Consider the following 24,958-nt stretch of genomic DNA (forward strand, 5'->3'; position numbering starts at 1 on the left):
CCGGACTCACAGGTCGTCGAAGCCGTTGTCGACGTTGGTCTTCTTGTAACTTGCATTGCGCATCTCGAAGAAGTCGGTCTTGGTTTCGGTGAAGTTGTCGGCGTAGGCCTTGATCCACGGCATCACGTTGTCGGTGGTATCGCTGTACAGGCGTTCGATGCCGAGCATGCCGGCCATCTTGTTGGCGCGGTACTTCACGTAGCGCACCATCTCGTCCACGTCGATGCCGTCGATGCCATCCAGCACCTCCGACGACCACTGCGTCTCCAGCTCGATGGCATGCTCGAACGATTGGTGTACGTAGGCGGTCAGCTCATTGGTCTGCAGCTCCGGGTTCTCGCCGATGATGGCGCGGATCAGCTCGCTGATGAATTTGGTATGCGCCAGCTCGTCGCGGTTGATGAAGCTGATGATCTTGCCGGTGCCATTCATGCGGTTCTGCCGCACCATGTTGTAGAAGTACGCGAACCCGGAATAGAAATTGATGCCCTCCAGGATCGAGGACTGGATCAACGACTTGAGCAGAGTCTCGGCGGTCTTCTCGCGCATGAAATCGTCATACGCCCCCATGATCGGCGCATTGCGCTTGATGATGGTCGGGTGGGTACGGGCGATCTCGAAGATGCGGTTCTGGTTCGGCAGGTCGGTGATCGAGGCCAGCACGTAGCTGTAGCTCTCGTTGTGGATCACTTCCTGCTGCCCGATGATCGCCGCGTTGGCGTGCGCGGCCGGGTCGGTGATGTACTCGGCCACGTTGTAGATGAAGCGCGTCTGCGGGGAATCGAGCGTGGCGAGCAGGCCGATGATGGAGTCGTAGGCGTTCTTTTCGCGCGCGTTCAGCTCGCCGTACTGGCGGGCGTCCAGCTTCATGTCGACCTCGTCGGGAATCCAGAAATTGGTCGACAGCTCCTTGTAGGCCCGATAGAACGACGGGTACGGGATGTCGTTCCAGTTGAGGATGCCGCTGGTGCGGCCGTTGATGATGCCGGTGCTGCGGTTGGGATGGCGAGGTTCGAGGATCTTGATGCGGTCGAGGGGAGTTGCCATGGTTTTCTGCCTTCGTTCTCTTTCTATCGTGTTGCCGGCCAGCGGCCGGCACTACCGAAGATCGCGGGATTGCCGGCCAGCGGCCGGCACTACCGAAGATCACGGGGTTGCCGGCCAGCGGCCGGCACTACCGAAGATCACGGGGTTGCCGGCCCGCGGCCGGCACTACCGAAGATCACGGGGTTGCCGGCCAGCGGCCGGCACTACCATTGATCAGCTGGAGCACCACTCGCATTCGCTGATGTCGATGTCGTTGGAGCGCACGTAGTAGGTGGTCTTCAGGCCTTCGCGCCAAGCGCTCAGGTGCAGCTCCAGCAGCGTGCTTGCACGGATGGTGCTGGGCACGTACAGGTTGAAGCTGATCGACTGGTCGACATGGCGCTGGCGGCGCGCGTTCTGGCGCACGCTGGCGAACTGGTCGACCTTGTAGGCACCCTTCTCGTAGTACGGCCAGGTTTCCAGCGACAGGCCCGGCGCCGCCACCGGCCGCCGGAAGTCCTTCTTTTCCTCGTAGTAGAACGCGCTGTAGATCGGGTCGATCGAGGCCGTGGAGCCTGCAATCTGCGCGGTGCTCATATTCGGCGCCACCGCCAGCAGCCAGCCGTTGCGCAGGCCGTGCGTGGCCACTTCGTGGGCCAGGCTGTCCCACGCGGCGCCACTGTAGTCGCGGTCACGGAAGTAACGCCCGTTGTGCCAGTCGCTGCCCGCGAACATCGGGTAGCTGCCCTTCTCCTTCGCCAGTTGCGCGCTGGCCTGGATGGTCAGGAAGTTGATGCGTTCGTAGAGGCGGTCGGCCAATTCTTCGGCATCCGGTGATTCCCACTGGATTGCCTGCTGCGCCAGCAGGTGGTGCCAACCGAACGTGCCCAGGCCGATGGCGCGATACTTGCGATTGGTGATCGTGGCCTGCGGCACCGGCAACGCATTGAGGTCGATCACGTTGTCGAGCATGCGCACCTGGATCGGGATCAGGCGCTCCAGCACATCGGTGGCCAGCAGGTCATCCGGTGCGCTGATCGCCCGGCCGAGGTTGATCGAGGACAGGTTGCAGACCACGAAATCGCCGGCACGGCGTGTGGTGACGATCTGGTCGCCGCTGACGATCTCCTGGATCATCCGCGTCGGGCTCATGTTCTGCAGGATCTCGGTGCACAGGTTGCTGGAATAGATCATGCCCGCGTGTTTGTTCGGGTTCCGGCGGTTGACCTCGTCGCGGTAGAACAGGAACGGGTTGCCGGTCTCCAGCTGGCTGAGCATGATCCGCTTGAACAGATCGATGGCCTTCACCGTGCGGCGGCTGATGCGCTCGTCGGCCACCAGTTCGGCGTAGCGGTCGCGGAAGCTGCCCGCGCCGCGCGTCTCGTCGTAGAAGTCCTGCAGGTACCAGCCCTTGGCCTGCTTCACCTCGTGCGGGTCGAACAGGTACCAGTCGGCGCGGCGCTCCACCGCCTCCATGAACAGGTCGGGCACGCACACCGAGGTGAACACATCGTGCGCGCGCAGGCGCTGGTCGCCGTTGTTGAGGCGCAGGTCCATGAACGCTTCGATGTCGCGGTGCCAGATGTCCAGGTACACCGCCACCGCGCCCTTGCGCTGGCCAAGCTGATCGACCGACACCGCGGTGTTGTTGAGCTGCTTGATCCACGGCACCACGCCGCCAGAGGAATTGGCCACGCCACGGATCGGCGCGCCGCTGCTGCGCACATAGCCCAGGTAGGCGCCAACGCCGCCGCCATGCTTGGACACACGGGCGATATCGGTGTTGGAGTCATAGATGCCCTGCAGGCTGTCATCCACCGTGTCGATGAAGCAACTGGAAAGTTGCCCACCCACCTTGCCGGCATTGGCCAACGTTGGTGTGGCGACCGTCATGTACAGGTTGGACAGCGCCCAATACGCCTCGCCGACCAGCTGCATGCGCCGCTCACGCGGTTTTTCTTCCTGCATGAGGTACAGCGCGATGGTCAGCCAGCGCTCCTGCGGCAGCTCGTAGACCTCGCGGCTGCGATCGCTGGCCAGATAGCGCGTGGCCAGCAGGTACAGGCCGTTGTAGGCGAACAGTCGGTCGCGCTCCGGATCGATCATCTCGCCGGCCTGCTGCAATTCTTCCTTCGAGTAGCAGCGCAGGATGTCGTTGCTGTAGATGCCGCGGTCGGCCAGGCTTTCCTGCAGGCCCACGTAGGAGCCGTACTTCAGGCCGACATCGTAGAAGCGGTTGCGGCTGGCGCGCTTGTACAGGCGGCGCAGGTAGATGCGCGCGGCAAACTGTTCCCACTCGGGTGCGACCAGGTCCACCCGCGACTCGGCCTCGCGGATCAGCAGATCGACCAGGTCATCGGCGCTGATGCTGGGCTTGCGCTCGACCATCGCCTGCACCACGCGGCGGTAGTCGCTCACGTCCAGCTGCGGGAACTCGGCATGCACGGCGTCGATGCTGCGCTGCAGGCGTTCGGCCTCGAACGGCAGGCGGCGGTTGCCGGCCTCCTTGGTGATCCAGGTCGGCACGCGCTCGCCACCGGCGCGCAAGGCGTCGCCAGCGCCGGCCAGATCGGCCACGCGGAAGGTACTGTCGGTCATGGTGGTGAAACTCCAGGCTCGCGCGCGCGTTGGCGGTCGATGCCATGGCGGCCCTGAACGCGATACCGGCGCACGGGGCGAACGGGTGGATTGCCAAGGCACGGGAACGTAGGTCGTCGGCATCTGCCTGCGCCTGCGGCCGGTATCCGGGCCGTGGGGGCGACCTGCGTCCGCACGATGGCGGCCGCGTCGACACGGCAAGCCTCAGGGGCGGGCCGCGGGACGTTTGCTGCATGTCCGGCGGCGGCGGCTGACCGGGAGTGACGGCCACAACATAGTGGGGATATCCGAACTCGTCAACACAAGATGCGGTAATCAACACATGTCGCGACGATCAGTCGCAGGATGCCGTGTTGCACCTGCGGCGCCTTGTCGACAGCGCCTGCGTCCCCAGTTCGGTACAACATCAACTTTCCCCGGAACACCGCCCATGCGCGCTGCCCAGTACCCCTCCTTCGGCGATCCGACCGACGTCCTTGCCATTGCCGATGCGCCGCTGCCCGAGCCCGGCCCCGGCGAGGTGCGCATCCGCACCGTGCTGGCCTCGATCCACAACCACGATCTGCTGACCGTGCGCGGCCTGTACGGCTGCAAGCCGACCCTGCCGGCGATCGGTGGCAGTGAAGCGCTGGGCGTGGTCGATGCACTTGGCGATGGTGTCGACGGCCTGCAGATCGGCCAGCGGGTGGCCGCCGCCTCGGTACACGGTACCTGGGCCGAAGCGTTCGTCGCGCCGGCACGCATGGTGATTCCGATGCCGGAGGCGATCCCGGACGAAATGGCCGCGCAGCTGATTGCCATGCCGCTGAGCGCGCTGATGCTGCTGGAGTTCCTGCACGTCGAGCCGGGCCAGTGGATCGTGCAGAACACCGCCAACGGCGCGGTGGGCAAGTCGCTGGCGATGCTGGCGAGGGCGCGTGGCGTGCATGTGGCCAACCTGGTGCGCAATGCCGATGCGGTCGCGCAGCTGCAGGCGCTGGGCATCGATCATGTATTCGACACCTCGCTGGACGGCTGGAAGGATCGCGTGCGTGAGGCGACCGGCGAAGCACAGGCTGCGGCCGCGGTGGATTCCATCGGCGGCGACGCCAGCGGTGACCTGGTCGACCTGCTCGGCCACCACGGCACCCTGGTGTCGTTCGGAGTGATGAGCGGCGAACCGATGCGCATTCCCGCCGGCGGCCTGATCTACAAGGAAGCCACGGTGAAGGGTTTCTGGGGCAGCAAGGTCAGCCAGGCGATGGCGGTGGAGGACAAGCGCCGGCTGGTTGGCGAACTACTGAAGCGTGCGGCGAGCGGCGAACTGACCCTGCCGGTGGAGCAGATCTTCGCACTGGACGACATCGCCCAGGCAGCGAAGGCTGGCGCCGGTTCGGGCCGTAACGGCAAGGTGCTGCTGCGGCCTTGATGCCTCAGCGGATGGCGCTGCCCCGGTAATGGCGCTGTCCCGGTATGGCGCTGTCCCGGTATGGCGCTGTCCCGGTAGAGTCGACTGTCAGTCGACTCTCGCGCGTAGCGCGGGGGGATGAGGCTTCTTTCCACAGGGAAAGGGCTGTGACCCTGCAGGGTGTGCGGACCAACGGTCCGCACCCACCAAAGATCGGTGCCGCACCCACCGAGTGGGTCTGCTCCAACGGAGGCACCGACTTTCGTTAAGAACCTGTGATGTATAACTGAATGCGCTTTCGTCATTGGAAGGCGCATGTGCCTGCGTGCGGTACTGACGGTTCCTCCCCCGTTCGGCGTTGTCGCTTCCATGTACCGCACCACCCTGAACCTGCTTGCCGGCGCGATCGCGCTGGGCCTCACCGCCGGCGCAGCCGGCGCCGCTGAATCCGCCGACACCGGCAAGGACAGCACCACCCTCGGCGCCGTGCTGGTGACCGGCTCCAACATCAAGCGCAGCGATACCGCCGGGCCGAACCCGGTGCAGATCGTCAGCCGCGAACAGATCGAGCAGACCGGCCGCTCCACCCTCACCGACGTGCTGCGCAACCTGTCGGCCAATGCCGGCAACAGCTTCGACGAACAGTACACCGGCAGCTTCGCCGCCGGCTCGGCCTCGATCGGCCTGCGTGGCCTATCTCCGAAGAACACGCTGGTGCTGGTCAACGGCTACCGCGTCTCCAACTTCGGTTTCGCGCTCAACACCGAGGACACCTTCGTCGACCTCAACGCGCTGCCGATCAGCGCAGTGGAACGCATCGAAGTGCTGAAGGATGGCGCCTCGGCGGTGTACGGTTCCGATGCCATCGCCGGCGTCATCAATATCATCCTGCGAAAGAACTTCCAGGGCGTGGAAGTCGGCGGCGGCTTCGGTACCGCCACCCATGGCGGCCTGAACGAGCGCAAGGCCAACCTGCTGGCTGGCTTCGGTGACCTCGAACAGCAGGGCTGGAACGTGCTGTTCGGGCTGGACCTGCTCAAGCGTGATCGCCTCGACGCCGACCAGCGTGCCTACACCCGCAGCGGCGATTTCCGCGACAAGCCCGGCGGTCGCCTGGCCGGTTGGTCCACCGCCGGTGGCAACTGGCTGTCCAACCCGCGCGCACCGCAACCGTTCGCCAACTGCCCGGATGGCAGCCAGCTGCGCCCGTACAGCGATTTCGGCAGCACCCTGCCCGGCCAGGCCTGCGCCTTCAACGCGCAGCCGTTCAAGACCCTGCAGCCCGGCGCCGAGCGCCTGCAGGCGTCGTTGAGCGCGACCTACCGTTTCAATGACAGCGTCGAAGCGTTCGCCGATGTGCTGTACAGCCACAACAAGGCCGACCAGATCTTCAGCGCGCCGCTGACCGTCGGCCCCGGCCTGCGCGCGTACAACCCGGCCACCGGCACCCTGATCGACGTGCCGGCGGTGCTGCCCGTCGGCCACCCGAACAACCCGGGCAGCGCGCCGCTGCCGTTCGAGTACACCTTCTTCGATCTCGGCCCGCGCCTGAAGGACAACACGCAGGTGTTCTACCGTGCGCTGGCCGGCGTGCGCGGCAGCGGCGAGCGCTGGGACTGGGAAGTGGCGGCGCTGACCTCGCAGAGCGCGCAGCGCGAATACGTCGACAACTTCGTCAACCGCTACGCGTTCGAGCAGATCCTGCGCGATGGCAGCTACAACTTCCTCAACCCGTCAAGCACGCCGGAGGCACTGGATGCACTGCGCCTGCAGACCAAGCGTCCGGGCTGGTACAAGCTGCATTCGTTGAACGTGAAGGCCTCGACCTCGCTGTGGGAGCTGCCGGCCGGTGCGGTCGGCTTCGCCTGGGGTGCCGAGTTCCGCAAGGAATCACTGGACGCGCGCACCAGTGCGCAGGTGCTGTCGGGCACCGAACTGCGCCCGGCCATCAACGTGGTCAACGGCGAGCGCCAGGTCAGCGCCGCCTACGCTGAACTGAGCGTGCCGCTGCACCGCACGCTGGAGCTGCAGGTGGCCGGTCGTGGCGATCACTATGACGACTTCGGCAACGCGTTCTCGCCGAAGGTGGCGCTGCGCTGGCAGCCGCTGGACAGCCTGCTGCTGCGTGGTTCGTTCTCGCGTGGCTTCCGCGCGCCTTCGCTGCCGGAGATCGCGCCGGGCCAGACCGTCAGCTACGGCTCGGTGATCGATCCGCTGGACCCGCTGCAGCCCGGCGGCAGCCGTGGCGTCACCAACATCCGTACCGGCAACCCGGACCTGAAGGCCGAACGCTCGCGCAACTTCAACGTCGGTGCAGTGTGGTCGCCGGATGGCGACACCAGCATCGGCCTGGACTGGTACCGCATCGAGCAGGACAACCTGGTCAAGCCGGACAGCGCGCAGTTCATCGTCGACAACCCGACGCTGTTCCCCGGCCGCGTGCAGCGTGATGCACAGGGACGCATCCAGTTCATCACCAACCAGTATGCCAACCAGGGCGAACTGACCACCTCGGGCCTGGATCTGGAAGCCAACCGCACCTTCCGCACCGAAGGCTGGGGCAACTTCACCGTGGCCGGCAGCTGGACCCATCTGCTCAGCTTCAAGCAGCCGCTGGTGGCCGGTCAGGCACCGTATGAAGGGGCCGGCAACAACCGCCACGGCGCACTGCCGCGCACCCGCGGCACCACGTCGCTGAACTGGGCAGTGGGCGACTGGAGCAGCACGCTGAGCCTGCAGTACGTGAGCGGCTATGACCAGCGCGTGGCGACAGCGACCAGCAACCCCGGCCTGCGTGATCGCATCAAGCCGTATCACCAGCTGGACCTGTACGTGGCGTACGAAGGGATTCCCAACACCACGCTGTCGCTGTCGGTGCTGAACCTGACCGACAAGGACCCGCCGTTCGACCCGGCCGGTGGCTCCAATGGTTTCGACATCAGCCAGTACAACCTGCGCGGGCAGTTCATTTCGCTGGGGGCGCGCTACCGGTTCTGATGCGCCAACGGGGCGGCGGTGATGGGCCGCCCCGTTCGCGTTGCCGGCCAGCGGCCGGCACTACCATCACCGGCTCAGGTGCAGGAACTGCAGGTGCCGTTCGTACTGGCTGATGATGTCGTTGATGATCTGCTTGCGGCTGTAGCCCACCAGGTCGTAGTCCTGGCTGCCTTCGAACAAGTGCACCTCGGCGCGGTAGTAGCGCTGGTTGCGCAGCTGCTGGGCCGCGAACGACGGGGTCAGGTAGCCGCTCAGGATCACCCGGTACAGGAAGTCCTGCTGCTCGCCGTGGTTCACCGTCAGCTCCATGTCGCCGGCCTCGAAGCGCGTGGCCACATCCCAGCCCTGCCCGCGCAGCTGTTCGGCCACCGCTTCCATCGCTGGCTTCACCGTGTCGTCCATGAAGCGGTAGACCTGGTCGCGCACCGGGAAATGCATGGCCTGGCTCAGGCGCTGGCGCCAGCCCTGGTGGTGGCGGTCGTCGCCGATCAGCGGCGAGGGCCGGTACTGCAGCGCGCGCTTGCGGTGCGATTCGTCACTGAAGGCGCGGGTCAGCCCCCACATCATCAGCAACAGCACCGCCGAGAACGGCAGCGACGCCAGCACCACCGCAGATTTGAGCGCATCGATGCTCCCAGCCAGCAGCAGCCCGGCGGTCAGTACGGCGATCACCGTGCCCCAGAACACACGCAGCCAACGCGGACCATCATCCTCCGGTGCACCGCCATGCGAGGACAGCGTGGACAACACCACCGCCCCCGAGTCGGCCGAGGTCACGAAGAAGATGAAGCTGACCAGCACCGTCACCGCGATCACCGTGCGGCTCCACGGGTAGCCATCCAACAATGCATACAGCACCGTCGGTGGATCATCCACCGCCAGCTGTGCCAACTGCTGCTGGCCGTGGTGCAGGACCTGGTCCAGCGCGCTGTTGCCGAAGATCGACAGCCAGGCCAGGGTGAAGCCCAGCGGGATCAGCAGCACGCCGAACACGAATTCGCGGATGGTGCGGCCACGTGAGATGCGCGCGATGAACAGGCCGACGAACGGCGCCCAGCCGATCCACCATGCCCAGTAGAACACCGTCCAGCCGCCCAGCCATTCCGGTCGGCCGCCATAGGCGTACACATCAAAACTCTTGCCGACCACGCTGCCCAGGTAGTCGCCCAGGTTCTGCATCAGCGTGCTGAACAGGTACTGCGTCGGCCCGGCAAACAGCATGAACAGCACCAGCGCGATCGCCAGCAGCATGTTGATGTTGGCCATCCAGCGCACGCCCTTCTCCACGCCGGAGACGGCCACGGCCACCGCCGCGCCCATCATGCTGACCACCAGGATGATCTGCACCAGGTTGGAATGCGGGATGTTGAACAGGTGCGCAAGGCCGGCATTCAGGTGCAGCACCCCGAAGCCCATGTCGGCACCAATGCCGAACACGGTGGCGACGATGCCCAGCGCGTCCACGGTGTAGCCGATCGGCCCGTTGATACGCTTGCCGATCAGCGGGTACAGCGCCGAGCGCAGGGCCAGTGGCAGGTTGTGGCGGTAGGCGAAGTAGGCCATGGCCATCGCCGCCAGCGCGAACACACCCCAGCCGTGCAGGCCCCAGTGCAGGAACAGCAGCTGCATGGCCTGGCGCGCGCCGGCCTCGCCCGCGGCCGGATCGCCCTGCGGCGGCTGCAGGTAGTGGGTCAGCGGTTCGGAAACGCAGAAGAAGAACAGGGTGATGCTGATGCCGGCAGCGAACAGCATGCCGGCCCAGGAAAGGTAGCTGAACTCCGGCTCGTCATGGTCGGCGCCGAGCTTGATGCCACCGTACTTGGACAGCGCCACGCCGACCACGAACACCAGATAGAGGGTCATCGCCAGCAGGTAATACCAGCCGACATTGAGTGCGGCCCAGTCCTGTGCCTTCAGCAGAAGGCGGCCCGCACCAAGCGGGAACAGGCTGACGAACAGCGCGAACGCCACGACAACGATCGCCGCGAAGGCGAACACAGGCCGAAGGGTGCGCACCGGGGATTGTTGCGGCTCCAGTACATCCATGGGGCGGCGTTCTCCGGTAGATCAAAGGGTTAGCCGGTCGATTCTGGCTGAACCGCAGTGGACAGAGCATGAAGTTGCGGCCTGTGGTCACAGGCCCGGCCCGCCATTCCGTGTTATCACGCGCGCGCCGAAGCGTACCTGCGAGCGCAGCCGCGCGCGGACCGCGTGCATCGCGGCCACGCGCGTACTGTCCAATCACGACATCACATGCACCACATGCACCGCGCACAGCTTGTTGCCGTCCGGGTCGCGCAGGTAGGCCAGGAACAGCTGGCGCCCGGCCATGCTGCGGATGCCAGCCGGGTCTTCGATGGCCGTACCGCCATGGGCCACGCCAGCATCCTGCCAACCGCGCACGGCCTCGGCACTGTCGAGGGTGAAACCAATGGTGCCGCCGTTGGCATGGCATGCAGGCTGCCCATCGATGGGCGCGGTGACGCCGAACATCCGCCCATCCTTGAAGTACAGCAGCCGACCCTTTTCGTCGAACACACCCGGACGTGCCCCCATCGCGGCGAACAGGGCATCGTAGAAGCGGCGCGCGGCATCCATGTCGTTCGTTCCTACGGTGATGTGGCTGAACATGCGGGCACTCCTTGTGGAAAGCCGCAGTGTCGGCGAGCACGCCGGGCATCGCAAATCCGGCGATCTCTCCTGCTGCGGCATGCGCAGGATTTGTCGTGCGCCGCCCGATCACCTTATAATGGGAATCATTCTCATTAATGACCCATGCCGATGGCCGTGCCCGCCGCCTCCAGCACCGCGCTGGCGGGGTTCTACCGCGAACACCATGGCTGGCTGCTGGGCTGGCTGCGCCGCCGCACCCACAACGCCGACTGCGCCGCCGACCTGACCCAGGACACCTTCCTGCGCCTGCTCAGCCGTCGCGTCGATCCATCCGAACTGCGCCTGCCGCGCGCCTATCTCAGCACCATCGCGCACGCGCTGCTGGTCAATCACTGGCAGCGCGCGGACCTGGAACGCGCCTATCTGACCGCGCTGGCCGCACAACCGGAGCCGGTGCATCCCTCTGCGGAGGAGCGCACACAGGCGCTGCAGCTACTGCATGCCATTGCTGACATGCTGTCCGGCCTGGCCGAGCGGCCACGGCGTGCCTTCCTGCTGGCCCGGCTTTCCGGACTGGGCTATGCGGAGATCGGCCGACAGCTGGGCGTGTCCGAGCGCATGGTCAAGAAGTACATGGCGCAGGCGATGCTGCATTGCCTGCGCCTCTCCGGCGACGCGGCGGCATGAGCGCGGCAGTGGCCGGCCCGGCGCTGGAGCAGGCGGCAGAGTGGTTCGCGCTGCGCCAACAGGGCTGGAGCGACGACGACCAGCAACACTGGCGTGCGTGGCTGCAGGCCGACGCCGGTCACGCCGACGCCTGGCGCCGGGTCGAGGCGATCTGGCAGTCGTTTGCCCCGCTGTCGGCACCGGCGGCAGCAACGGCGCTCGATGCCGCCGGCCATCGCCGCCGCCGCGCGCTTCGCAGTCTCGGTGGCGCCCTCGGCATCGGTGCGGTCTCGCTTCTCGGCCTGCACGGGCTGCAGGCGCAGCGCCACCTGCAGACGCAACGCACCGCTGCCGGGCGCACCGGTCATTGGACGCTGGCCGATGGCAGCCGGTTGTGGCTCAACGCCGGCAGCGAAGTGACCGTCGACATCGGCAACGGCAACCGCGCCCTGCATCTGCTGCGCGGCGAACTGCTGCTGCAGACCGGCCACCACCCAGCATTCACCGGGTTGCCCCTGACCGTGCATGTACCCGGCGCGCGCCTGCAGCCGATCGGCACCCGCTTCGCGGTCGGCCGCGAAGCCCAGCACAGCCGGTTGGACGTGTTCGAGGGCGTGGTGCGGTGCCTGCCGACGTTCGGCGCGGCGCTGGATGTGCCTGCGGGAAGTGCGCTGCAGATCGGACCGATGGGGGGACTCACAACGGTCGCTGCCGATCCTCTGCGCGGCGACTGGCAGGACGGACGCCTGCAGGTGCAGGACACGCAACTGATCCGGGTGATCGACGAACTGGCCCGTCACCATCGGGGCTATCTGGGCTGTGATCCGGCACTGTCCGCATTGAATGTCACCGCAGTATTGCCGCGCCTGGACAGCCTGCAGGCCCTGAAACTGCTGGCGCGCGCCCTGCCGATCCGCATCGAGCAGCGCTGGCCATGGTGGACCGTTGTGCGTCCGCGTTGAAATCGCGGTTCCCTTTCTGCGCGCTCGGCGGGCACTACAAGGGAACCCATTGCGGATGTCGCCGCCCCCATGAAACTACCCTGCCCTTCCCCTCGCCCGCTTGCCATCGCGCTGTGCCTGGCCCTGGCCACGCCGTGCCTGTTGCCGGCCGCCGCCCACGCACAGGATGCTGCCGCCGCCGTTCGCTGGCAGATCCCGGCCGGTCCGCTCGACCAGGCCTTGACCGCGTTCGGTCAGCAGTCCGGCCTGTCCATCGCTGCCGATGCGCGCCTGACCCGCGGCCGGCACAGCGGTGGCGTGCAGGCCTCGCTCAACACCGAGGCCGCGCTGGCACAGCTGCTCACCGGCACCGGCCTTTCGTTCCAGCGTGATGCCAGCGGCGTGGTGCTGCAGGCCGCCCCGGCCACCGACGCCGGCGTACGCCAGATCGGCACGCTGCGTGTGACCGGCCAGGCCAGCGAAGGCGCTTCGCCGTGGGGGCTGGCCGATGCCGCCGCCGTCTATCGCGACAGCGGCTCGCGCGTGCATCTGGACCACCAGCAGCTGGAACGCTTCCGCGGCCAGTCGATCGGCGATGTGCTGGCCGGCGCAGTCGGCGTGCACACCGGAGACGTACGCAATGGTGGTGCGCTGGACGTCAACATCCGCGGCCTGCAGGGCCAGAACCGGGTGCCGGTGATCATTGATGGTGGCCAACAGGCCATCGATGTCTATCGCGGCTATGCCGGCGTGCAGCAGCGCAGCTACCTGGACCCGGACCTGATCAGCGCGATCAGCATCGAAAAGGGACCGAGCCTGGCCGCCAATGCCGCCAGCGCGATCGGTGGCGTGGTCTACATGGAAACGCTGAAGGCCGAGGACATACTCGATGACGGCCAGGCCTGGGGACTGCGCGTGCGCGGCGGCGTGGCCGACAACAGCATCGACCGCACCCGCACCTTCAAGCAGACCGCGCGCGGCAGCGACAACCGCAACAGCCTGCGCGACCCGCGCGACTGGAACGGCAGCGTCGCCTTCGCCCAGCGCGGCGAAGACTGGCAGCTTGTCGCAGCCTACGCACGGCGCCGCCAGGGCAACTACTTCGCCGGCAGCAACGGCGCCCACCGCTACGACGACCAGCACCTGTCCAGCGGCGGTACCGGCATGTCCAGCCAAGCCGTTTCCAAGCTGTACCACCCGGGCGATGAAGTCCTGAACACGCACACCGACAACGAATCGGCGTTGCTGAAGTTCACCTGGACGCCCAACCCGGACCAGCGCCTGGAGCTGAGCCACCGCTTCTTCAACTCCAGCTTCGGCGAAATCATGCCGTCGGCGATCGGCCGCGTGGGTGAGTCCAACGAATGGGTGACCTACGTGGACAAGGCCAACACCATGTTCCAGTTCGAGCCCGGGAAGATGCGGGTCAACGCCACTTCGCTGCGCCATCGCTACCGCCCCGAGGCGCACCCGTGGCTGGACCTGAGCAGCACGCTGTGGTTCACCACGGCCACCAGCCGCATGTTCAACAGCAATATCGCCAATACGCCGCTGTTCAAGGACGTGCCCAACGACCAGATGCCCGACACGCTGGGCGAGACCTACGGCCCTGGGCTGCAGTCGGACGTGAAGACCCGGCGTTGGGGCCTGGACAGCAGCAACACCACGCGTTTCAGCAATGATCTGGGCGACTGGACGCTGCGCTATGGCGCGTCCTTCCAGCATGAAGACACCGCACCCAACTCGCCGGTACTGCCGGTGGACTACAACAACAACCGTTACCTGCGATCGGGCACGCGCCGCGAGGCCAGCGTGGTGGCGTCGTTGCAATGGCAGCCGTGGGACTGGCTGTCGCTGACGGCCGGCGGCCGCTTCATCGACTACCGCACCCGCGACCGCAACCGCGTGGCCTTCGTCAGTGAATCGCGCGACCTGCGCTACACCTTCGCGCGCCTGAGCAAGGGTGGCCAGCTGCTGCCGGGCTGGTACAAGGAGTGGTACCCGGATGCACAGGGCAACTACACGTATGACTCGCTGCGCGCCACGCCCTATGGCGACAGCACGCTGGGCCAGACCTACGATTTCGACGGCTTCATCCGTGACCCGCGCGGTGCCAACGGCTTCCATACCAAGCAGATTCCCACCGCCTGGGGCTACAAGCCGGCGATCCGCCGCTCCGGCCACGGCTTCGCGCCGTATGCCGAAGCCCGCTTCAACCTCGACGCGGACATGTTCTTCTACGTGAAGTACGCGCAAGGCTGGAAGATGCCCAGCCTGTTCGAATCAACGCTGGGCAACAGCACCTCGGCCCCGGTGGCCGACCTGAAGCCGGAGAAGAACCGTTCCTGGGACATCGGCTTCAGCCTGCTCAAGCAGGACCTGTGGCGTGACGGTGATCGCCTGGCATTCAAGGTCGCCTGGTTCAAGAACGATATCGACAACGCCATCACCCGCCGCTTTGATTCCAGCAACTGGGCCTTCCATGTCGACAACGTCGACAACTACACGGTGTCTGGCTACGAGCTGCAGTCCGGTTATGACGCCGGCATTGCCTACCTGGACCTGTCGGCCAGCTATTACCAGCGCGCGCGCACCTGCGATGCGGCCACTGCCAAACGCCTGCGCGAAGACCCGTATGCGAAGTGGAGCAAGCTGGACACCACACCGGACTGCGTGGACGGCGGCTTCGGCACCTCGTTCGTCAACGCGCAGAACCCGCCGAAGTACTCGATCCACAGCACGCTGGGCGTCTGCCTGTTCGACAAGCGATTGGATACCGGCATCCGCCGCACCTACAACAGCGGCCCCACCCATGAACTGGACAAGCCCTGGAACACCACCGGCTCGACCGGCCTGCAGAACATCTACCTGCCGACCGCGATCTATGACTTCTATGCGCGCTGGCAGTTCACCCCGAAGGCCGAAGTGGAACTGGTGGTCAGCAACCTGCGCAACACCTATTACATGGACACGCTGGCGATGAGCCTGATGCCGGGCCCGGGCCGCACCACGCGGCTGAACTTCACCGCACGGTTCTAACTGCTGCAGAAACAGCAACGCCCCGGAGAGATCCTTCGGGGCGCTTGCCTGCGGCGGCTCACGCTCTGGCAGGCGCCAACCTTGGTTGGCACAGCGCTTCCGCACCGGTAGATGCCAACCTTGGTTGGCACGGCGACGCGCTACTTCGCGGTACTCAGCAGCAGCACCGCGACGGTCACCAATGCGATGCCGACCCAACCGATCGGACGCAGGCGATTGCCGAACAGCAGGCGGCCGCAGGTGGCGGTACCGATCACGCCGATCGCCCCCCACATTGCATAGGCGGTGGCCAGGTCCATGTAACGCACGGCCTGGCCCAGCAGGGCAAAGGCGATCCAGACCATGACGATGGCTCCAACGCCCCAGCGCCAGCGGCGGAAGCCCTCCGACTTGGCCACCATCATGTTGGCGGCGACGTCGATCAGCGCCGAACAGATCACGAAAAACAGGGCCAGGGTATTCATCAGTGCGCCTCCCCGAGAGTGACGCAGACGATGCCGACCAGCGCCAGCACCAGGCCGGCCAGCTGCTGCAGCGACAGGCTTTCACCGAAGACGGTGAGGCCGACCACGGTCAGCAGGGTCAGGCCCAGGCCTTCCCATACCGCGTAGGCCACGCCCACCGCGATGCGGCGCACCGACTGCGCCAGGAAGAAGTAGGACAGCGCCAGCGCGCCGGCCATGACCAGATAGCCGGTCCAGCCGCCATCGCGGGCGGCATGGGCCATGAACGAGGTGCCGACCACTTCGGCGACGATCGCCACGGTCAGGCAGGCCCAGGCGACCAGCGCGCCACGGGCGGGAACAGTACGGGACATGTGAAGCTCCTTGCAGGGCGGGGACCACGCCGCCTCATCAATGGATCCACGCCGAGCGTGGAGGGTCCGGAACGCCCCGCAGACAGGGGCGACGGCGCCCAGTATCATCGCCTTTTACGGTGGAAACAAAATGGATTCCATCGACAGGAGCGATGGATATATGCCCTACTCCCCTGAATCCCTGCAGGCCTTCGTGGAAGCCGCGGCGCTGGGCTCGTTCTCGGCCGCCGCGCGACGGCTGCGCAAGACCCAGTCGACGGTCAGTACCGCCATTGCCCACCTGGAAACCGACCTGGGCGTGAGCCTGTTCGATCGCAGCGGGCGCTACCCGCAGCTGACCGAGGCCGGGCGCCAGGTGCTGGGCCACGCGCAGGAGATCCTGGCCGCCGATGCCCGCCTGCAGCAGTTGAGCGTGCGCTTGGCGGCGCCGGTCGAGCCGCGCCTGACCGTGGTGTTTTCCGATGTCTACCAGCTTGATCCCGAACAGCGGATCCTGCAGCGCTTCTCCGAGGCGTTCCCGGAGATCGAACTCGAATGGCTGGATGCCGAGGGCGAGGACGTGCTGGAACTGGTGAGCAACGGACGCGCCGCGCTCGGCCTGCTGCCACGGCAGGAGCACTATCCGGATGGGCTGGTGGCACGGCCGCTGGCGCATCACAGCGAACTGTCGGTATACGTGGCGCGCGACCATCCGCTGGCCAGCGCCGGGCGTCGCGCCGCCGCACAACTGGCGCGGCATCGGCAGGTGCGCCTGAGCGCGGAGGTCGATCATTCCCGCGTGGTCACGGGCCTGGCCTGGACCGCCACCGACTACCTGATGGTGATGGAGATGGCCGAGGACGGCATCGGCTGGGCCGAGCTGCCCCGCGCGCTGGTGCAACGCTACGACCGCGGGCAACTGGTGGAACTGACCCTGCCCGGGTGGCCGCGGCGCATCCACAGCGACCTGCTGTGGCGCCGCGACACGCCTCCCGGACCGGCCGCACTATGGTGGGCCGACGCGCTTGGATGAGGTAGTGCCGGCCGCTGGCCGGCAATCCCAGTGTCCCGTGGTTGCCGGCCAGCGGCCGGCACTACCGATCAACGATGGGCGAGCGCGTAATCCAGCGCCGAGCACACCGCCGCCACCTGCGCGTCGTTGCACTGCTGCGGCGTCGCGACACCCCGCCGGGACCGGCCGCACTGTGGTGGGCCGACGCACTGGGATGAGGTAGTGCCGGCCGCTGGCCGGCAATCCCAGTGTCCCGTGGTTGCCGGCCAGCGGCCGGCACTACCGATCAATGATGGGCGAGCGCGTAATCCAGCGCCGAGCACACCGCCGCCACCTGCGCGTCGTTGCACTGCTGTGGCGTCGCGACACCCCGCCGGGACCGGCCGCACTATGGTGGGCCAAAGCGCTTGGATGAGGTAGTGCCGGCCGCTGGCCGGCAATCCCAGTGTCCCGTGGTTGCCGGCCAGCGGCCGGCACTGCCGATCAACGATGGGCGAGCGCGTAATCCAGCGCCGAGCACACCGCCGCCACCTGCGCGTCGTTGCACTGCTGCGGCGTCGCGACACCCCGCCGGGACCGGCCGCACTGTGGTGGGCCGACGCGCTTGGATGAGGTAGTGCCGGCCGCTGGCCGGCAATCCCAGTGTCCCGTGGTTGCCGACCAGCGGCCGGCACTACCGATCAACGATGGGCGAGCGCGTAATCCAGCGCCGAGCACACCGCCGCCACCTGCGCGTCGTTGCACTGCTGCGGGGTTGCCCGCGGGCTGTCCGGGTAGACCTCGGTGGTGGTGGTGTACTTGGCGCCGGTAATGCCGGCGCACAGGCCCAGCTTCACCAGCGGGTACTCGATCACGCCATGGGCCACCACCGGCGAACCGATGATCTCGCCCTTGTCGTCGGCCGGCGCGATGTGGGTGACCTTCTCCACCGCGGCGATGACGGCCTGCTGGAAGGCCGGTTGTGGGTTCTCGCTGTCGTCCACCAGGTAGAACCCATCGGGAATCAGGCCCGGCTCGAACGGCTTGCCGTCACGCGCGGCCAGCGCCGGGCGGAACTCGCTCTCGTCGCTGTCGGTGGTTTCGTGCAGGTCGATGTGCAGCACGAACTGGCCCTTGTACGGCGCGATCAGTTCGATGACGGCGGTCGATTCGCGGGCCGGGCCGTCGGCGCGGAAGTTGCGGTTCGGGTCGATCGCATCGAAGTTCCAGCGGTTGATGCGCTCGAAGCCCCACGGATTCACGCACGGCGTCACCAGCAGGTTGGCCTTGCCGGCATAGTCGGCGGCGTGCTTTTCGAGGAACTCCAGCGCGCCCATCACGCCGCTGGTCTCATAGCCGTGCACGCCACCGGTGACCAGGGCAGCCGGCAGCGCCGGGTTCCAGTCGCGGCTGCGCAGGGCGAACAAGGTGTAGGTCTCGCCCGCGTAGTCGAGCTGGCCGTAGGCCACCTTGTCAAAGCGCGAAGCCAACGCCTCGATGCGCGGCAGCACCTCTTCGTCATAGCGACGCAGGCGCTGCTGGCGGCCACGCCACGCCTCCCGCTCCGCCGCTCCCCACGGCTGGCCAGGGGTTCCGACGGGGTAGAAAGCAGCTTGGGACATGGCGGATCTCAGCGGGTCAGGAAGCAATCACCCACTCTACCACCGGGACATCGGCATGAACCGGAGGCGCATTCCAATAGCGAATGGAATCAGCAATAATTCTCATTTACGACCTTCCACAACCCGCACCGATGCCCATCCACGCCCTGCAACCGGCCCGCCTGCCCCTGGCTGCCGCCCTCGCCCTGTGCCTGCTCCCGGCCACCCGTGCCTTCGCCCAGGACGGCGCCACCACGCTGGACAGCATCCAGGTTTCCGGCAGCTGGCTGGGCACCGGCCTGCATGACAGCGTCAAGAGCTTCGCCGGCGCGCGCACGGTGGTCGACCGCCAGCGCATCGAGGCCAGTGGCGCAGCCAGCATCGGCGATGCCATGCGCCGCATCCCCGGCGTGCAGGTCACCGACAACTCCGGCACGGCCGGCAGCTCGGTCTCGCTGAACATCGGCGTGCGCGGCCTGACCGGGCGCTACTCGCCACGCTCGACCGTACTGCTGGACGGCGTGCCGCTGGCGGTGGCGCCGTATGGCCAGCCACAGCTGTCGTTCGCACCGACCAGCCTGTCCAACATCGAATCGATCGACGTGGTGCGCGGCGGCGGCGCGGTGCGCTACGGCCCACAGAACGTGGGCGGCATCATCAACTTCAGCACCCGCGCCATTCCGACCGGCGCGGGCCTGCACGGCGAAGCGGGTGTGCGCTACACCGCCTACGACCATGGCGGCGGTGACAGCACCCAGTACAACGCCTTCCTCGGCGGCACCGGCGGCAACGGTCTGGGCGCGGCGCTGCTCTACTCGGGCCAGGACGGGCGCGGCTGGCGCCAGGGCAGCGATGACCGCTTCAACGACCTCGCGCTGAAGTTCGCCTATGCCATCGACGAACAGCAGGAACTGCGCGCCAAACTGTCCTACTACGATGTGCGTTCGCTGACCCCGGGCGGCCTGACCCGCGCCCAGTACGAGGCCGATCCGTTCCAGAACACCCGCCCCACCGATTTCTGGAAGGGCCACCGCACCGGCATCGACCTGGGCTACACCAATACGCTGTCGGCCAACAGCGAGTTCGAGGTGCTGGCCTATTACAACGAAAGCAGCCGCGCCAGCTCGCTGATCAACGCCGCCAACACCCAGCTGACCGTGCAGCCGCGTGACTACCGCGTGCTCGGCATCGAGCCCCGCTACACCCAGCGCCTGCACTGGGGCGCCAGCGTGCACGACATCACCGCCGGCTACCGCTTTCTGCGCGAACGTGGCAACGACCGCAGCTACACCGTCACCCGCCGCACCGGCGTGGCCAGTGCCACCAACCGCTTCGACAACGCCACCGACGCCCACGCGTTCTACATCGACGACCGCATTGCGATCGGCCAGTGGCGGATCACCCCGGGCGTGCGCATGGAATGGATCGACATGGACCGCCGCCAGGCCGGTGGCACGGCGACCTTCAGCAGCCGCAACGACAAGGCTCTGCCCTCGCTCAACATCGCCTACCTGCTGACCCCGCAGCTGACCGTGTTCGGCAACTACACCACCTCGTTCGGGCCGGTGCAGAACATCCAGCTGAATTCGCAGACCGCCAGCAATCCGCTGAACCCGGAAATCGCCAAGACCACCGAACTCGGTGCGCGCTGGCAGGACGGTGCACTGCGCGCGGAAGTAACCGTGTTCAAGATGCGCTTCGACAACCAGATCCTGCAGGTGCCGGGGATCACTCCGCCGACTTTCCAGAACATCGGCGCCACCGATCACAAGGGTGTGGAGAGCGCACTGGAATACCGCTTCGCCGAGGACAGCGCGCTGGCCGGGCTGGAGCTGTACGCCAACTACACCTGGACCAAGGCGATCCAGCAGTCCGGCGACAACCGTGGCCTGGACGTGCCCTTCTACGCGCGCGACACCGACAGCGTCGGCGCCCGCTACGCACTGGCCGGCTGGACCTTCAATGTCTCCAGCACCCACCAGAGCGGCCAGTACGCCGACGCCGCCAACACCTGGGCCGAGAGCGCCGATGCGCGCGTGGGCCGCGTGCCGGGTGTTCGCCTGTGGAACGCGCAGGTGGCCTGGCAGGTGCCGGGACTGGGTGACAGCGAGATCGCACTGGGCGTGAACAACCTGGCCGACAAGCGCTGGCACACCCGCAATGTCGATGGCAACGCCGGCCGCATGGTGGCCGCGCCGCGTACCTTCTACGTGCAGGGCCACTACCGCTTCTGAAGCGGTAATCGCCCGATGCAGTGACGGTGGCGATCACGGTGGCAGCGTATCATGCCGCCACCATGTCACCGTCTGCTTTGCCATCGCGCCTGCATCTGGCCTTCCAGGGCCTGCGCCTGCGACTGCGTGGCAGTGATCTGTGGTTCATCGCACTGGCGCTGCTGGTCGGCCTGATCGCCGGCTACCTGACCCTGCTGCAGTCGGGCATCGCGCGCTGGTTGCAGGGCACGCTGTATGGGCTGGACGAAGGCATGCGCCTGAGCTCCCTGCCCTCGCTGACCTGGACCGCGCTGCTGGTGCTGCCACTGGGCGGCCTGCTGGTCGGCCTGGTCAGCCTGGCGGCGACGCGGCTTAAGCGCCCCCTGCTCGATGCGGTGGAAGCCAATGCCCTGCATGGCGGCCGCATGTCGATGCGCGACAATCTGATCGTGCTGACCCAGACCCTGCTGTCCAATGGCTGCGGCGCCTCGGTCGGGTTGGAGGCTTCGTATACGCAGATGGGTGCCGGCAGCGGCTCGCAGCTGGGCCGGGTGATGCGCCTGCGTCGCAACGACGTGCGCATCCTGGTCGGTGCCGGTGCCGCCGGTGCCATCGCCGCCGCCTTCGGTGCGCCATTGGCTGGTGCGTTCTATGCCTTCGAAATCGTCATTGGCGCCTACACCCCGGCCGCACTGGCACCGGTGGCCGTCGCCGCGCTGGCCGGTGCGTTCGTGGCCGACCAGGCTGGCATCGAGGCCTACCTGCTGCCCGCTGCCTCTACCATCGACGTGCGTGCCGCCGACTACGCCATCTACGGCCTGCTCGGCTGCTGCTGCGCGATGGTCGGCATTGTCATCATGCGCCTGATCGCTTCGATCGAAGGCACGGTCAAGCGCAGTCCATTGCCGCTGTGGGGTCGCCCGGTGGTGGGCGGCCTGCTGCTGATCCCGCTGGCCCTGGCCAGCCCGCAGGTGCTCTCGTCCGGCCATGGCGCGCTGCACCTGGACCTGACTACCCACCTGCCGTTGATCTGGATCGGCGGCCTGCTGACCCTGAAGTGCCTGGCCTCCGGCATCTCTCTCGGGTTTGGTTTCCGTGGCGGCCTGTTCTTCGCCTCGCTGTTCATGGGCACCCTGGTCGGCGCCCTGTTCGCCGGCCTGCTGGCGATGGCCACCGGCGTGCCGGTGGTCGACGCCACGTCCGCCGCGCTGGCCGGCATGGCAGCGTTGGCCGCGGCGGTGGTCGGCGCGCCCATGACCATGGCCATGCTGGTGCTGGAAGGCACCCACGACTTCCTGCTGACCAGCGTGGTGATGAGCGCGGTGCTGGTGTCCAGCACGCTGGTACGGCAGTGGTTCGGCTACTCGTTCTCGACCTGGCGCATGCACCTGCGCGGCGAGACCATCAAGAGCGCCCGCGACGTCGGCTGGGTGCAGAACCTCAACGCCGGCCGGCTGATGCGCAAGGGCGTGGCCACCGCGCCGGCCGATCTCGATGCCGCCGCGTTCCGCCAGCGCTTCCCGCTGGGTTCGGGCAGCCGGGTGATCCTGATCGACAGCGAAGGCCACTACGCCGGCATCGTGCAGATTCCGCGCGTCTACGGCGACGGCGTGAAGCCGGAAACCACAATCGGCGAGCTGGCCGAGAACCGTGATGTGTCGCTGCCGCCAGCGGCGGACGTGGTCAGCGTGATGCAGCGCTTCGACCAGACCCAGGCCGACGAACTGGCCGTGGTCGCCGCCGACGGCCAGGTGCTGGGCGTGGTCTCTGAAGCCTTCGTACGCAAGCGCTACGCCGAGGAACTGGACAAGCGCCAGCGCGAACTGATGGGCGAGCGCGTCGAGGACACCGACTGATCCCGCAAAAAGGGGGACGGAGGGGATTAAGTCGTTTCTGGCACGCTGACTAGCCACGCGTGGCGTGGATCGCTGGAAATCCACGCATGGCGTGGCTCTACTGTCACTTCGACCGGGTAGACTCCGGCCATGCGCTTCATTGAGACCTTCCAGGCCGGTCCCTTCGCCGACACCGTGGTGAGCCTGCTGGCCGCCTTCGTGCTGGGCACGCTGATCGGCGCCGAGCGCCAGTACCGGCAACGCACCGCCGGCCTGCGCACCAACGTGCTGGTCGCCGTCGGCGCCGCCGCCTTCGTCGACCTGGGCATGCGCATCGCCGGCAGCGCCGAGGCGGTGCGGGTGATCTCCTACGTGGTCTCCGGCGTCGGCTTCCTAGGTGCCGGCGTGATCATGAAGGAAGGCATGAACGTACGCGGCCTGAACACCGCCGCCACCCTGTGGTGCTCGGCGGCGGTGGGCAGCTGCACCGGCGCGGACATGCTGGCCGAAGGCGTGCTGCTGACCGTGCTGATCATCGCCGGCAACACCCTGCTGCGGCCGCTGGTGAATGCGATCAACCGTATCCCGATCAACGAGGCCGCCACCGAAGCGACCTACGAAGTGCGCCTGAGCGTGGATGCCGAAGCCGTGCCGCGGGTGCGCGAGCGCCTCGTCGATGCGCTGGAGGCTGCGCAGTATCCGGTCGGCGACGTGCAGGTGGTCGAGCATGCCGATGCACCCACCGATGTGATCGCGGTGCTGGTCAGTACCGCCGTGAGTGCCGATGAGCTGGATGTGGTGCTGGCGCGGATGGAACACGTGCCGGGCGTGCTGCACGCCACCTGGGAAGTCAGCACCCGCGATTGATTCATCCACGCATGGCGTGGATCTACCGAGGTCGTGGTGAAGTAGATCCACGCCATGCGTGGATGCTTCTCTCACCCACCCGCCATGCGCTGCTGTGCGCGCAGCAGCTTGCGGAATGAACCGCACTGCCGCGCGTCCTGCGCTTCCGGGCAGGCCGCCGCGCGCTGCAGGTGCCGGCGCACCCGCTGCAACTGGGTGATCTGCCGCTGCAGCACATCGGCCTGTGCCAGCAGCGCCTCACGGTCCAGCGAGATACATCCATCCTGCGGCGGCAGCGACAACCCGATCTGCTGCAGCGACAACCCGGCCGCCTGGCCAAGACCGATCAGCGCCAGCCGTTCCAGCACGCGCTCGTCGTACTGCCGGCGCAGGCCGCGACGGCCCAGTGCCTGCAGCAGCCCAAGCTGTTCGTAGTAGCGCAGGGTCGAGGCCGGCACGCCACTGCGCTTGACCACCTCGCCGATATCCAGTTCACGCACGGGCTTGACCTCAAGTGACCTTCAAGCGCCAACCTATGGGCGACTTCCCCGCAAGGCAAGACCATGACCAGTACATCCCCCGTTGATCAGAACGCGCTGTGGAACGGCCCCGGCGGTCAGATCTGGGTTGCGCAGCAGGCCATCCTCGACGGCCTGTTCCAACCCCTGGCCGACCTGCTGGTCGACGAACTGCCCGACACCGTCACGCAACTGCTGGATGTAGGCTGCGGGACCGGTGCCAGCCTGCTGGCCTCAGCCGCCGCACGCCCGTCGGCGCACTGCACCGGCCTGGACATCTCCGCGCCGATGCTGGCGCTGGCCCGTCAACGCGCCGAGGCGGCAGGACTGGACGCAGACTTCATCGTCGCCGACGCACAGCAGCATCCGCTGCCCACCGCGCACTTCGACTGGATCCAATCGCGGCTGGGTGTGATGTTCTTCGAAGACAGCCAGGCCGCCTTCGCCAACCTGCACCGTGCCGCGCGACCGGGTGCCGGCCTGCGTTTCATCGCCTGGCGCAGCGCAGCGGAGAACCCGTTCATGACAACGGCCGAGCGCGCCATTGGCGATGAACTCGATCTACCCCCACGCGCGCCCGGCGCACCGGGCCAGTTCGCCTTTGCCGATGGCGAGCGTGTGCAGCACTTGCTGCAGGCCGCCGGCTGGAATGACGTGGAGGTTGTTGCGGTCGACCTGCCCTGCTCGCTCGCCCGCGAAGAACTGCCGACCTATGTCGGCCAGCTGGGCCCGTTGGGCCTGGCGCTGCGCAATCTGCCCGAAGACCGGGCCACCTCGCTCCGGAACAAGGCGGTAGCGACATTCACCCCGTTCATCGAAGGCGACCGCGTACGCGTGGATGCCGCCTGCTGGCTGGTCCGCGCCCGCGCCTAGGAAAAGGGGACGGAGGGG

18 protein-coding genes are annotated in these 24,958 nt (G+C 67.0%); 10 read left to right on the forward strand and 8 right to left on the reverse strand.

Going from position 1 to position 24,958, the window contains the following annotated elements:
• Positions 1-6 precede the first annotated feature (6 nt).
• Together Q9Q79_RS11925 and Q9Q79_RS11930 are read right to left on the reverse strand one after the other, a co-directional pair.
• Positions 7-1,047: a ribonucleotide-diphosphate reductase subunit beta gene (locus Q9Q79_RS11925; RefSeq protein WP_024957408.1), complete on the reverse strand. Its 1,041-nt coding sequence runs from the start codon at positions 1,045-1,047 to the stop codon at positions 7-9.
• A 213-nt stretch (positions 1,048-1,260) separates the two neighbouring features.
• The gene (locus Q9Q79_RS11930; RefSeq protein WP_057500464.1) at positions 1,261-3,624 is read right to left on the reverse strand and encodes a ribonucleoside-diphosphate reductase subunit alpha; all 2,364 of its coding nucleotides are present in this window, start codon (positions 3,622-3,624) and stop codon (positions 1,261-1,263) included.
• Between the two features lie 430 nt (positions 3,625-4,054).
• On the opposite strand from Q9Q79_RS11930, the gene Q9Q79_RS11935 reads away from it, so the two are divergent.
• Together Q9Q79_RS11935 and Q9Q79_RS11940 are read left to right on the forward strand one after the other, a co-directional pair.
• Entirely contained in the window at positions 4,055-5,032 is a 978-nt protein-coding gene (locus tag Q9Q79_RS11935; protein WP_099561881.1) for a zinc-binding dehydrogenase, read from the forward strand.
• A 348-nt stretch (positions 5,033-5,380) separates the two neighbouring features.
• Positions 5,381-8,008 (forward strand): TonB-dependent receptor, encoded by a 2,628-nt coding sequence (locus tag Q9Q79_RS11940; protein ID WP_049396535.1) that lies wholly within the window; start codon positions 5,381-5,383, stop codon positions 8,006-8,008.
• Between the two features lie 66 nt (positions 8,009-8,074).
• Here the strand turns inward: Q9Q79_RS11940 and betT are convergent, their stop codons facing one another.
• Positions 8,075-10,054, reverse strand: a complete 1,980-nt coding sequence (gene betT, locus Q9Q79_RS11945; protein WP_043035268.1) for a choline BCCT transporter BetT — start codon at positions 10,052-10,054, stop codon at positions 8,075-8,077.
• 195 nt (positions 10,055-10,249) lie between these two features.
• Complete coding sequence (locus Q9Q79_RS11950; RefSeq protein ID WP_005413725.1) at positions 10,250-10,639, reverse strand: VOC family protein; 390 nt, start codon at positions 10,637-10,639, stop codon at positions 10,250-10,252.
• Between the two features lie 150 nt (positions 10,640-10,789).
• On the opposite strand from Q9Q79_RS11950, the gene Q9Q79_RS11955 reads away from it, so the two are divergent.
• The 3 genes from Q9Q79_RS11955 (at position 10,790) to Q9Q79_RS11965 (ending at position 15,267) form a co-directional block, all read left to right on the forward strand.
• Positions 10,790-11,308 (forward strand): sigma-70 family RNA polymerase sigma factor, encoded by a 519-nt coding sequence (locus tag Q9Q79_RS11955; RefSeq protein WP_111189338.1) that lies wholly within the window; start codon positions 10,790-10,792, stop codon positions 11,306-11,308.
• Positions 11,305-12,249, forward strand: a complete 945-nt coding sequence (locus Q9Q79_RS11960) for a FecR domain-containing protein (RefSeq protein WP_201861964.1) — start codon at positions 11,305-11,307, stop codon at positions 12,247-12,249. Before Q9Q79_RS11955 ends, Q9Q79_RS11960 begins: the two co-directional genes overlap by 4 nt.
• Positions 12,250-12,318: 69 nt before the next feature.
• Positions 12,319-15,267, forward strand: a complete 2,949-nt coding sequence (locus Q9Q79_RS11965) for a TonB-dependent receptor (protein WP_201861959.1) — start codon at positions 12,319-12,321, stop codon at positions 15,265-15,267.
• A 140-nt stretch (positions 15,268-15,407) separates the two neighbouring features.
• Here Q9Q79_RS11965 and Q9Q79_RS11970 read toward each other — a convergent pair whose 3' ends face one another.
• Both Q9Q79_RS11970 and Q9Q79_RS11975 read right to left on the reverse strand, forming a co-directional pair.
• Positions 15,408-15,731: an SMR family transporter gene (locus Q9Q79_RS11970; RefSeq protein ID WP_005409978.1), complete on the reverse strand. Its 324-nt coding sequence runs from the start codon at positions 15,729-15,731 to the stop codon at positions 15,408-15,410.
• A complete protein-coding gene (locus Q9Q79_RS11975; protein WP_201861952.1) occupies positions 15,731-16,084 on the reverse strand; it encodes an SMR family transporter in 354 nt (117 codons plus the stop codon). The genes Q9Q79_RS11970 and Q9Q79_RS11975 overlap by 1 nt, the downstream gene beginning before the upstream one ends.
• A gap of 160 nt (positions 16,085-16,244) precedes the next feature.
• On the opposite strand from Q9Q79_RS11975, the gene Q9Q79_RS11980 reads away from it, so the two are divergent.
• Positions 16,245-17,096, forward strand: coding sequence for a LysR family transcriptional regulator (locus tag Q9Q79_RS11980; RefSeq protein ID WP_201861951.1), 852 nt, complete (start codon positions 16,245-16,247; stop codon positions 17,094-17,096).
• A gap of 659 nt (positions 17,097-17,755) precedes the next feature.
• On the opposite strand, the gene Q9Q79_RS11985 is transcribed toward Q9Q79_RS11980, so the two are convergent.
• Positions 17,756-18,676, reverse strand: a complete 921-nt coding sequence (locus Q9Q79_RS11985) for a M14 family metallocarboxypeptidase (RefSeq protein ID WP_005409981.1) — start codon at positions 18,674-18,676, stop codon at positions 17,756-17,758.
• 131 nt (positions 18,677-18,807) lie between these two features.
• Between Q9Q79_RS11985 and Q9Q79_RS11990 the strand changes: the two genes are divergently transcribed.
• The 3 genes from Q9Q79_RS11990 (at position 18,808) to Q9Q79_RS12000 (ending at position 23,570) form a co-directional block, all read left to right on the forward strand.
• Entirely contained in the window at positions 18,808-20,889 is a 2,082-nt protein-coding gene (locus tag Q9Q79_RS11990; RefSeq protein ID WP_201861949.1) for a TonB-dependent siderophore receptor, read from the forward strand.
• A gap of 62 nt (positions 20,890-20,951) precedes the next feature.
• Positions 20,952-22,724: a chloride channel protein gene (locus tag Q9Q79_RS11995; RefSeq protein ID WP_049430212.1), complete on the forward strand. Its 1,773-nt coding sequence runs from the start codon at positions 20,952-20,954 to the stop codon at positions 22,722-22,724.
• Between the two features lie 129 nt (positions 22,725-22,853).
• Positions 22,854-23,570, forward strand: a complete 717-nt coding sequence (locus Q9Q79_RS12000; RefSeq protein WP_005409984.1) for an MgtC/SapB family protein — start codon at positions 22,854-22,856, stop codon at positions 23,568-23,570.
• Positions 23,571-23,641: 71 nt separating this feature from the next.
• Here the strand turns inward: Q9Q79_RS12000 and Q9Q79_RS12005 are convergent, their stop codons facing one another.
• On the reverse strand, positions 23,642-24,049 hold the full coding sequence (locus tag Q9Q79_RS12005; protein WP_005413733.1) for a MerR family transcriptional regulator: 408 nt from the start codon (positions 24,047-24,049) through the stop codon (positions 23,642-23,644).
• A 63-nt stretch (positions 24,050-24,112) separates the two neighbouring features.
• Here Q9Q79_RS12005 and Q9Q79_RS12010 point away from each other — a divergent pair, with 63 nt between their 5' ends.
• The gene (locus Q9Q79_RS12010; protein WP_060381076.1) at positions 24,113-24,940 is read left to right on the forward strand and encodes a class I SAM-dependent methyltransferase; all 828 of its coding nucleotides are present in this window, start codon (positions 24,113-24,115) and stop codon (positions 24,938-24,940) included.
• The last annotated feature ends 18 nt before the right edge of the window (positions 24,941-24,958 follow it).

Origin of the sequence: Stenotrophomonas sp. a6, from assembly GCF_030913325.1 — a bacterium.
GTDB lineage: Bacteria > Pseudomonadota > Gammaproteobacteria > Xanthomonadales > Xanthomonadaceae > Stenotrophomonas > Stenotrophomonas maltophilia.